We start from the raw sequence: 10,699 nt of genomic DNA, 5'->3' as shown, positions 1-10,699 counted from the left end.
GAACCCGGACATCCTGTGCAACCGTGAAATCAAGTTCAAAGCGTTCCTCGACTACGCCATGATGCTCGGCGCCGACCTGATCGCCACCGGCCACTACGTGCGCCGCCGCGACATCGATGGCCGCACCGAACTGCTCAAGGGCCTGGACCCGAACAAGGACCAGAGCTACTTCCTGCACGCCGTCGGCGGCGAACAGATCGCCAAGACCCTGTTCCCGGTCGGCGAGCTGGAAAAGCCCGAAGTGCGCGCGATTGCCGAGAAACACGACCTTGCCACCGCGAAGAAAAAGGATTCCACCGGGATCTGCTTTATCGGCGAACGCCGCTTCAGCGACTTCCTCAAGCAATACCTGCCAGCACAGCCTGGCGAAATCAAGACCACCGAAGGTGAAGTGATCGGCCGTCACCACGGCTTGATGTACCACACCATCGGCCAGCGTCAGGGCCTGGGCATCGGCGGCTTGAAAGATGCCAGCGACGAGCCGTGGTACGTGCTGATCAAGGATCTGGTCAACAACGAGCTGATCGTCGGCCAGGGCAATGACCATCCGTACCTGTTCTCCCGCGCCCTGCTCGCGTCGGACATCTATTGGGTCAACCCGATCGATTTGACCGAGCCGCGCAGGCTGACCGCCAAAGTCCGCTATCGTCAGAGCGACCAGCCTTGCACGCTGGAAAAAACCGCCAGCGGCTACCGCGCGACCTTCGATGACCCGCAACGCGCGGTCACTCCGGGCCAGTCCGTGGTGTTCTACGACGGTGAAATCTGCCTCGGCGGCGGCGTGATCGAAATCGCCGAACCGTGGACCAGCAAAGGCACCCCTCAAGGCGAGCAGCAATGAGCCCGACCCAGGAGCAACTGACGGCGCTGGGCGGCGTGTTTCTCGCCGCCGTGCTGGTGGACAAGATCGCCAAGACCGGCCAGACCACCGAAGCCGGCCTGACCTGCATGCTCGGCAGCCTGTTGATTCGCGACCCCAAGGACACGCTGGAAGTGTACGGCGGCGACGACATCAATCTGCGCGAAGGCTACCGCGCCTTGATCGGCGCCCTTGAGCGCGACCCGAGCACCCTGCAGCGCGAACCGCTGCGTTATGCCCTGGCGATGCTCGGTCTGGAGCGTCAACTGGCCAAGCGTAACGACATGCTGGACGTGATCGGCAAGCGTTTGCCGCAGATTCAGTCCCAGGTCGAGCACTTCGGCCCGGTACACGAAAACGTCATTGCCGCCTGCGGCGCGCTGTACCAGGACACCCTGAGCACCTTGCGCCAACGGATTCAGGTCCACGGCGACATGCGCAACTTGCAGCAACCGAGCAACGCCTCGAAAATCCGCGCCTTGTTGCTGGCCGGGATTCGTTCGGCACGCCTGTGGCGACAGTTGGGCGGTCATCGCTGGCAGTTGGTGATCAGCCGTCGCAAGTTGCTGAAAGAGCTTTACCCGCTGATGCGCAGCAGCTGAACCGCGCCCGCAACACTGCTTTAGATCTGTAACGCGTAATACGCCGGTCAGTTGGCAACGGACCGGCGGATTTTTTCATGTATGATACGCGCCCCATTTCGTTGCCCGACTGTCCGAGAACACCCCATGCAGCTTTCTTCGCTCACTGCGGTTTCCCCTGTTGACGGCCGCTACGCCGGCAAAACCCAGGCCCTGCGCCCAATTTTCAGCGAATACGGCCTGATCCGTGCTCGCGTTCTGGTTGAAGTGCGCTGGCTCCAGCGCCTGGCCGCTCACCCAGGCATCAGCGAAGTGCCGGCGTTCTCCGCCGAAGCCAACGCGGTGCTGAACACCCTGGCGGACAACTTCGCTCTGGAGCACGCCGAGCGTGTCAAAGAGATCGAGCGCACCACCAACCACGACGTCAAAGCCATCGAATACCTGCTCAAAGAGCAAGCGGCCAAGCTGCCGGAACTGGCCAAGGTCAGCGAGTTCATCCACTTTGCCTGCACCAGCGAGGACATCAACAACCTGTCCCACGCCCTGATGCTGCGCGAAGGCCGTGATGACGTGATGCTGCCGCTGATGCGCCAGACCGCCGACGCCATCCGCGAACTGGCAATCCGTTTCGCTGACGTGCCGATGCTGTCGCGCACCCACGGTCAACCGGCCTCGCCGACCACCCTGGGCAAAGAACTGGCGAACGTGGTTTACCGTCTGGAGCGTCAAATCGCTCAGGTCGCCGCCGTCCCGCTGCTGGGCAAGATCAACGGCGCTGTCGGCAACTACAACGCGCACCTGTCGGCCTACCCTGAGATCGACTGGGAAGAAAACGCCCGCGCCTTCATCGAAGACGAGCTGGGCCTGGGCTTCAACCCGTACACCACGCAGATCGAACCGCACGACTACATTGCCGAGCTGTTCGACGCAATTGCGCGCTTCAACACCATCCTGATCGACTTCGACCGCGACATCTGGGGCTATATCTCCCTGGGCTATTTCAAACAGCGCACCATCGCTGGCGAAATCGGTTCGTCGACCATGCCGCACAAGGTCAACCCGATCGACTTCGAAAACTCCGAAGGCAACCTGGGTATCGCCAACGCACTGTTCCAGCACCTGGCGAGCAAGTTGCCGATCTCCCGCTGGCAGCGCGACCTGACCGACTCCACCGTGCTGCGCAACCTCGGTGTCGGCTTCGCCCACAGCGTGATCGCGTACGAAGCCAGCCTCAAAGGCATCAGCAAACTGGAGCTCAACGCCCAGAAAATCGCGGCTGACCTCGACGCGTGCTGGGAAGTTTTGGCCGAGCCGATCCAGACCGTGATGCGTCGCTACAACATCGAAAACCCGTATGAAAAGCTCAAAGAGTTGACCCGTGGCAAGGGCATCAGCCCTGAAGCACTGCAAACTTTCATTGACGGCCTGGACATGCCAGCCGCCGCCAAGGCCGAGCTGAAACTGCTCACCCCGGCGAACTACATCGGCAACGCTGTAGAGCAAGCCAAGCGCATCTGATCGACCGTTTTACCCTTTTGAGACGCCCGGCAGCGCCGGGCGTTTTTATTCCCGTGTGAAAAGTACTTTTTTTCAATAGGTTACACATGAATCCTGACATTCCTCTTCAACTACTGGGCGGCATCACGGCACGGGAATTCCTGCGCGACTACTGGCAGAAAAAACCGCTGCTGATCCGCCAGGCGATTCCTGATTTCGAAAGCCCGATCGACGCCGACGAACTGGCCGGCCTGGCGCTGGAAGAAGAAGTCGAATCGCGCCTGGTGATCGAACACGGCGCGCACCCTTGGGAATTGCGCCGCGGCCCGTTCGCCGAAGACGAATTCAGCAAACTGCCGGAACGCGAGTGGACGCTGCTGGTTCAAGCCGTCGATCAATTCGTCCCGGAAGTCAGTGAACTGCTGGAGCACTTTCGCTTCCTGCCGAGCTGGCGCATCGACGACGTGATGATCAGCTTCGCCGCCCCGGGTGGCAGCGTTGGTCCGCACTTCGACAACTACGACGTGTTCCTGCTGCAAGGCCAGGGCAAGCGCAACTGGAAAATCGGCCAGATGTGCGACTCCGAAAGCCCGATACTGCAACACGCCGACCTGCGCATCCTCGCCGATTTCGAAGCCACCGATGAGTGGGTTCTGGAGCCGGGCGACATGCTGTACTTGCCACCACGCCTGGCCCATTGCGGCGTGGCCGTCGAGGATTGCATGACTTACTCCGTTGGTTTCCGTGCACCGAGTGCCGCTGAAGTACTGACGCACTTCACCGATTTCCTCAGCCAGTTCCTGCCGGACGAAGAGCGTTACACCGATGCTGACGCCTTGCCGGCGGTCGATCCTCACCAGATCCAGCACGACGCCCTCGATCGTCTGAAAAGCCTGCTGGCCGAGCACATGAGCGACGAGCGCCTGCTGCTGACCTGGTTCGGCCAGTTCATGACCGAGCCGCGCTACCCGGAGCTGGTGGCGGGTCCGGAAGACGTCGCGGAAGACGATGTGCTCAGCGCCCTGGAGCAAGGCGCCGTGCTGATCCGTAACCCAAGCGCGCGCCTGGCGTGGTCGGAAGTGGATGACGACTTGCTGCTGTTCGCCAGCGGCCAGAGCCGTTATCTGCCGGGCAAACTGCGTGAACTGCTGAAGCTGATCTGCGCCGCCGACGCCCTGCACACCGACAACCTCGGCGACTGGCTGAGCGACGAAGACGGCCGCGGCCTGCTGTGCGAACTGATCAAGCAAGGCAGCCTGGGGTTCGCCGATGAATAAGATTCACGTACGTGTCGCAGACTGGCAAAAGGACAACGCCGAGATCCGGCGCATTCGTGAAGCGGTGTTCGTCGCCGAACAGTCCGTTCCGCCTGAACTGGAATGGGATGCCGATGACCAGAGCGCCGTGCATTTCCTCGCGCTCGAAGGCGACTTTCCGATTGGTACCGCTCGCCTGCTGCCCGACGGGCACGTCGGCCGGGTCTCGGTGCTCAAGGACTGGCGCGGCTTGAAAGTCGGCGATGCGCTGATGCAAGCGGTGATTCTCGATGCCGAGAAGCGCGGGCTGAAGCAGCAGAAGCTCAGCGCGCAGGTGCAGGCCACGGCGTTCTATGAGCGCCTGGGCTTCAGCATTGTCAGTGAGGAGTTCCTGGAAGCCGGGATTCCGCATGTGGACATGGTGCGCGGTTCGGTTTGATACCGGGTCGCGGCCTTCGCGGGCAAGCCTATTCCCTGTAGGAGCGAGGCTTGCCCGCGAAGAGGCCCGAAAGAACACCCCAAAACGCCCCGCCATCAACCGATGCCGGGGCGTTTTGCTGTCTACGATTCAACTTGCCCCATCCCAGGCCGACAAACTGGCAATATCAAACCCAGTGTAGGAGCGAGCTTGCTCGCGAAGGTCGTCAACGATAATGCTTGAAACCTGACACCCCGCGTCGCTCTTGCGTCCATCGCGAGCGAGCTCGCTCCTACAGGCACCACACCAGAAGTCGGAGATAACGGACATGTCCCTACGCACCCTGCTCACCACGCTGCTGCTGACCTGCAGCTTTTCGGTCATGGCCGCCACCGAGATCGTGCCCCTGAACTACCACACCAGCGCTGACATGCTGCCGATGGCACAGGATTTCATCGGCAAGGATGGCCAGGTCAGCGCCTATGGCAATCAACTGATCGTCAACGCTGATCAGCGCAAGATCGACGAACTTAAGGCCCTGATCGCCCAACTCGATACCCAACCCAAGCGCTTGCTGATCACCGTCGACACCAACGAAAACAATGTCCAGGGCGACCAGGGTTATTCGGTGAACGGCGCCAAGCCGAGCCAGACCCGCATCATCAATCGCAGCACCGAAAGCCGCGACGGCGGGATTCAGCAGATCCAGGCCAGCGAAGGCGCACCGGCACTGATCCAGGTCGGTCAAAGCGTCCCGCTAACCAGCAGTCAGACCGATTCCTACGGTGATTTGCGCAGCCAGACCGAATACCGCAACGTCACCCAGGGTTTCTATGTCACTGCCAGCGTCACCGGCGACATCGTTCACCTGGCGATCAGTACCAACCGTGACCGTATGAGCCAGGAACGTCCCGATGTAGTGAACGTGCAAAGCACCGACACAACCGTCACGGGGCGACTCGGCGAATGGATCACCCTGGCGGGCGTGAACCGTCAGACTCAGGCCGATAAACAGGGCGTGGCCCGCAGCTACTCGACTCAGGGCCGGGATGACATGACCCTGCGGGTGAAAGTCGATACTTTGGACTAAACCACCGAAATCTGACTGATTAGTCGTATTAGACCAAAGATGTAGTGCCTGAAAAAAAGCACTACAAAACGTTTGACGATACAAAAAAGCGAAGGCATGATGGCCTCGCTCCCGCTAATCAGGGGCCCTGGCAAGGGCCTTCGAGGCGCCGTTCGCACCTACCCCGCGAGCCGCTTCGTGTCTGTACCGCCCACAAGGTGTGTTTGACGAGGTTGCCGACTGGAACGAAGTTGTCCCGAGGGACGGAAGCGTAATTAGGTAACCCGGCACCACTCTGATGTTCGCACCAAGGCCCACGACGCCCGAATGCGCCCAGCAGTTCGCCTTTACCTGCTCACTTCCCCTCGAGCCCATCGTTCATCCCGTCGCCATCCCCGCCGAATCCGACTTGACCGCCTAAGCTTCTGGTCAGCGAGCAGCCTTTTACGCCCCTTTTGAAATGCGTATCTGGCAGGAGCAGGAATTTTCCACCCAAGACCTATGCGACGAGGTTTATCTCCATGGCACTGACACGCGAACAGCAAATTGCAGCCCTCGAAAAAGATTGGGCTGAAAACCCACGCTGGAAAGGCGTGACACGCGCTTACTCCGCTGCTGACGTCGTCCGCCTGCGTGGCTCGGTTCAACCTGAGCACACCTTTGCAAAATTGGGCGCCGAGAAGCTGTGGAACCTGGTGACCCAGGGCGCCAAGCCATCCTTCCGTCCTGAGAAAGATTTCGTCAACTGCATGGGCGCCCTGACCGGCGGCCAGGCTGTACAACAAGTCAAAGCCGGTATCCAGGCCATCTACCTGTCGGGCTGGCAAGTCGCTGCGGACAACAACTCCGCAGAATCGATGTACCCGGACCAGTCGCTGTACCCGGTGGATTCGGTTCCAACCGTGGTCAAGCGCATCAACAACTCGTTCCGTCGTGCTGACCAGATCCAGTGGAAAGCCGGCAAAGGCCCGGGCGACGAAGGTTACATCGACTACTTCGCGCCAATCGTGGCTGACGCTGAAGCCGGTTTCGGCGGCGTACTGAACGCCTACGAGCTGATGAAAAGCATGATCGAAGCAGGCGCCGCCGGCGTTCACTTCGAAGACCAACTGGCTTCCGTGAAAAAATGCGGCCACATGGGCGGCAAGGTTCTGGTTCCTACCCAGGAAGCTGTACAGAAGCTGACCGCTGCTCGTCTGGCGGCTGACGTTGCCGGTACTCCGACCATCATCCTGGCCCGTACCGACGCTAACGCGGCAGACCTGCTGACGTCCGACTGCGACCCGTACGACCAGCCATTCGTGACTGGCGAACGCACCCAGGAAGGCTTCTACAAAGTGCGCGCCGGTCTCGACCAGGCCATCGCTCGCGGCTTGGCTTACGCGCCGTACGCCGACCTGATCTGGTGCGAAACCGCCAAGCCAGACCTGGACGAGGCTCGTCGCTTCGCTGAAGCGATCAAAAAGGAATACCCGGACCAACTGCTGTCGTACAACTGCTCGCCTTCCTTCAACTGGAAGAAAAACCTGGACGACGCGACCATCGCCAAGTTCCAGCGCGAACTGTCCGCCATGGGTTACAAGCACCAGTTCATCACCCTGGCCGGCATTCACAACATGTGGCACAGCATGTTCAACCTGGCACACGACTACGCCCGCAACGACATGACTGCCTACGTGAAGCTGCAAGAGCAGGAATTCGCTGACGCTGCCAAGGGTTACACCTTCGTGGCTCACCAGCAGGAAGTGGGCACCGGCTACTTCGACGACATGACCACCGTGATTCAAGGTGGCTCGTCTTCGGTGACCGCACTGACCGGTTCGACTGAAGAAGAACAGTTCCACTGATCTGAGCAAACGGCCGTCGCGGACCGAGTAGAAAGCTAACCGCAACGTCGCACATCTGACGCCCCGACTGGTTCGGGGCGTTTTTTTTTGCCCGTGATTCCCCAATCCCTCCCAAACCCTGTAGGAGCTGTCGAGTGACACGAGGCTGCGATCTTTTGATCCTGGCTTTTTAAAAGATCAAAAGATCGCAGCCTCGTTTTACTCGACAGCTCCTACAGGGGCCGGCGGGATCAGGCGGGGGTCTGTGGAGGTCAGGCAAAAATATTGATCCAGAGCGGTATCGCCATCAGAAAATCGCGGTAAAACAGGCGCCGCCGCTACTTGCAGTAATGGCTATATAAGACAACTTCCCGACCACTCACCCGTTAAACAGTTTAAAAACCGACTCAAACAATATTGATTATCATTTAGCGACAACTATGTTCGTTACATTCCCTACAAAACATAATTGATGAAAAGCCGGCTAATGCCCGCATCGCATGGGCTGCGGGGCTTTGGAGGTGCGCTATGTCCTTATTCCTGTAAATAATTTCGCTATAGGAATTTTACTTGCACCGTGTTGTGCCATAAAATCAGCGGGATTGATTGCTGCGACATATCGTCACTGCTTTGTTTCTTTTCAAGCTCAGAGACCTTTGCTCTCTGTTAAGGATTACCAGCATGCCCGAAGCGACAGGACTCATGGCCCACAACTGGGGCTTTGCCATTTTCCTTCTGGGCGTCGTCGGCCTATGCGCCTTCATGCTCGGCGTTTCCAGCCTCCTCGGGTCAAAAGCCTGGGGCCGCAGCAAAAACGAACCGTTCGAGTCCGGCATGCTACCTACAGGTGGCGCCCGCTTGCGGCTCTCAGCCAAATTCTATACAATCTCACCAGGATCGACCCCGATGCTCCTAACGAGCAGTATCCGATTGGCGAACGGGAAACCGTTTCCGATCCGTTAGAAGATCAAGTTCACAAAAACATCTTCATGGGCAAGCTCGAAGACGTGCTTAACGGCACGATCAACTGGGGGCGCAAGAACTCCCTGTGGCCGTATAACTTCGGTCTTTCGTGCTGCTACGTGGAAATGACCACCGCCTTCACGGCGCCCCACGACATCGCGCGCTTTGGCGCCGAGGTTATCCGGGCATCGCCGCGCCAGGCGGATTTCATGGTTATCGCTGGTACCTGCTTCATCAAGATGGCGCCGATCATTCAGCGTCTCTATGAGCAAATGCTCGAACCTAAATGGGTTATCTCCATGGGTTCGTGCGCCAACTCCGGTGGCATGTACGACATCTACTCCGTCGTTCAAGGGGTGGACAAGTTCCTGCCCGTGGACGTCTACGTGCCTGGCTGCCCGCCCCGTCCTGAAGCTTTTCTGCAAGGCTTGATGCTGTTGCAGGAGTCGATTGGACAGGAGCGTCGTCCGCTTTCCTGGGTCGTTGGTGATCAAGGCGTGTACCGCGCCGAGATGCCTTCCGAAAAGGAAAAGCGCCGCGAACAGCGAATCGCAGTCACCAACCTGCGCAGCCCCGACGAAGTCTGATCCAGACCTGCTTCTTTTATAGAACGTGACACTGGATTCATTCTTTACGTTGACCGAAAGCGATAAATAACCATGACTACAGGCAGTGCTCTGTACATCCCGCCTTATAAGGCAGACGACCAGGATGTGGTCGTCGAACTGAATAACCGTTTTGGCCCCGAGGCGTTTACCGCCCAGCCTACCCGCACCGGCATGCCGGTGCTTTGGGTTGCCCGCGCCAAACTCGTCGAAGTCCTGACCTTCCTGCGCAACCTGCCCAAGCCGTACGTCATGCTCTATGACCTGCACGGCGTGGACGAGCGTCTGCGCACCAAGCGTCAAGGGCTGCCAAGCGGTGCCGACTTCACTGTGTTCTATCACTTGATGTCGATCGAACGTAATAGTGACGTCATGATCAAAGTCGCCTTGTCCGAGAGCGACCTCAGCGTACCGACCGTGACCGGCATCTGGCCGAACGCCAACTGGTACGAGCGTGAAGTGTGGGACATGTACGGCATCAACTTTGCCGGTCACCCGCACCTGACCCGCATCATGATGCCGCCGACCTGGGAAGGTCACCCGCTGCGCAAGGACTTCCCGGCCCGCGCCACCGAGTTCGACCCGTTCACCCTGAACCTGGCCAAGCAACAGCTTGAGGAAGAAGCCGCGCGCTTCAAGCCTGAAGACTGGGGCATGAAGCGTTCCGGTGCGAACGAGGACTACATGTTCCTCAACCTCGGCCCGAACCACCCTTCCGCGCACGGTGCGTTCCGCATCATTCTGCAGCTGGACGGTGAAGAGATCGTCGACTGCGTGCCGGACGTTGGCTACCACCACCGTGGTGCCGAGAAGATGGCCGAGCGTCAGTCCTGGCACAGTTTCATCCCGTACACCGACCGTATCGACTACCTCGGCGGCGTGATGAACAACCTGCCGTACGTGCTCTCGGTCGAGAAGCTGGCCGGCATCAAGGTGCCCGAGAAGGTCGACGTCATCCGCATCATGATGGCCGAGTTCTTCCGGATCACCAGCCACCTGCTGTTCCTCGGGACCTACATCCAGGACGTCGGCGCCATGACGCCGGTGTTCTTCACCTTCACCGACCGCCAGAAGGCGTACACGGTGATCGAGGCCATTACCGGTTTCCGTCTGCACCCGGCCTGGTACCGCATCGGTGGCGTCGCTCACGACCTGCCACGCGGCTGGGAAAAACTGGTGAAAGACTTCGTCGAGTGGATGCCAAAGCGTCTGGACGAATACCAGAAAGCCGCCCTGGACAACAGCATCCTCAAAGGCCGGACCATCGGCGTCGCGGCCTACAACACCAAAGAAGCCTTCGAGTGGGGCGTCACCGGTGCAGGCTTGCGTTCGACCGGTTGCGACTTCGACCTGCGCAAGGCTCGCCCGTACTCCGGTTACGAGAATTTCGAATTCGAAGTACCGCTGGCGGCCAATGGCGATGCCTACGACCGTTGCATCGTGCGCGTCGAAGAAATGCGCCAGAGCATCAAGATCATCGAGCAGTGCATGCGCAACATGCCGGAAGGCCCGTACAAGGCGGATCACCCGCTGACTACGCCGCCGCCGAAAGAGCGCACGCTGCAGCACATCGAGACCCTGATCACGCACTACCAGCACGTTTCGTGGGGCCCGGTCATGCCGGC

At 59.5% G+C, this 10,699-nt stretch carries 9 protein-coding genes and 1 pseudogene; all 10 read left to right on the top strand.

All coding sequences use genetic code 11. From position 1 onward, the window contains the following. A partial coding sequence (gene mnmA, locus ACIPL2_RS34725) for a tRNA 2-thiouridine(34) synthase MnmA (RefSeq protein ID WP_401365249.1) occupies window positions 1–841 on the top strand: 841 nt, incomplete at its 5' end. After that, window positions 838–1,461 (top strand): high frequency lysogenization protein HflD, encoded by a 624-nt coding sequence (hflD, locus tag ACIPL2_RS34720; RefSeq protein WP_059406607.1) that lies wholly within the window; start codon window positions 838–840, stop codon window positions 1,459–1,461. The genes mnmA and hflD, both read left to right, overlap by 4 nt. 126 nt (window positions 1,462–1,587) lie before the next feature. Continuing rightward, on the top strand, window positions 1,588–2,958 hold the full coding sequence (gene purB, locus ACIPL2_RS34715; RefSeq protein WP_401365246.1) for an adenylosuccinate lyase: 1,371 nt from the start codon (window positions 1,588–1,590) through the stop codon (window positions 2,956–2,958). A gap of 86 nt (window positions 2,959–3,044) precedes the next feature. Then, a complete protein-coding gene (locus ACIPL2_RS34710; protein ID WP_401365243.1) occupies window positions 3,045–4,214 on the top strand; it encodes a JmjC domain-containing protein in 1,170 nt (389 codons plus the stop codon). Beyond that, on the top strand, window positions 4,207–4,632 hold the full coding sequence (locus ACIPL2_RS34705) for a GNAT family N-acetyltransferase (protein ID WP_401365240.1): 426 nt from the start codon (window positions 4,207–4,209) through the stop codon (window positions 4,630–4,632). The genes ACIPL2_RS34710 and ACIPL2_RS34705 overlap by 8 nt, the downstream gene beginning before the upstream one ends. A 307-nt stretch (window positions 4,633–4,939) precedes the next feature. Continuing rightward, window positions 4,940–5,701 (top strand): secretin N-terminal domain-containing protein, encoded by a 762-nt coding sequence (locus ACIPL2_RS34700; RefSeq protein WP_401365238.1) that lies wholly within the window; start codon window positions 4,940–4,942, stop codon window positions 5,699–5,701. 500 nt (window positions 5,702–6,201) lie between these two features. Next, window positions 6,202–7,527, top strand: coding sequence for an isocitrate lyase (gene aceA / locus ACIPL2_RS34695; RefSeq protein WP_008032724.1), 1,326 nt, complete (start codon window positions 6,202–6,204; stop codon window positions 7,525–7,527). Window positions 7,528–8,187: 660 nt separating this feature from the next. Further along, window positions 8,188–8,397 (top strand): annotated as a pseudogene (gene ndhC, locus ACIPL2_RS34690) (NADH-quinone oxidoreductase subunit A); the annotation flags it as partial. Next, the gene (locus ACIPL2_RS34685; RefSeq protein WP_401365252.1) at window positions 8,382–9,056 is read left to right on the top strand and encodes a NuoB/complex I 20 kDa subunit family protein; all 675 of its coding nucleotides are present in this window, start codon (window positions 8,382–8,384) and stop codon (window positions 9,054–9,056) included. The pseudogene ndhC and the gene ACIPL2_RS34685, both read left to right, overlap by 16 nt. 72 nt (window positions 9,057–9,128) lie before the next feature. Continuing rightward, the coding region (gene nuoC / locus ACIPL2_RS34680; protein ID WP_401365235.1) for an NADH-quinone oxidoreductase subunit C/D at window positions 9,129–10,699 on the top strand (1,571 nt) is incomplete at its 3' end.

Source organism: Pseudomonas sp. NPDC086251 (assembly GCF_044746405.1).
Lineage (GTDB): Bacteria > Pseudomonadota > Gammaproteobacteria > Pseudomonadales > Pseudomonadaceae > Aquipseudomonas.
The sequence above is the reverse complement of the archived record's forward strand: the minus strand, read 5'-3'. Positions and strand labels throughout refer to the sequence as shown.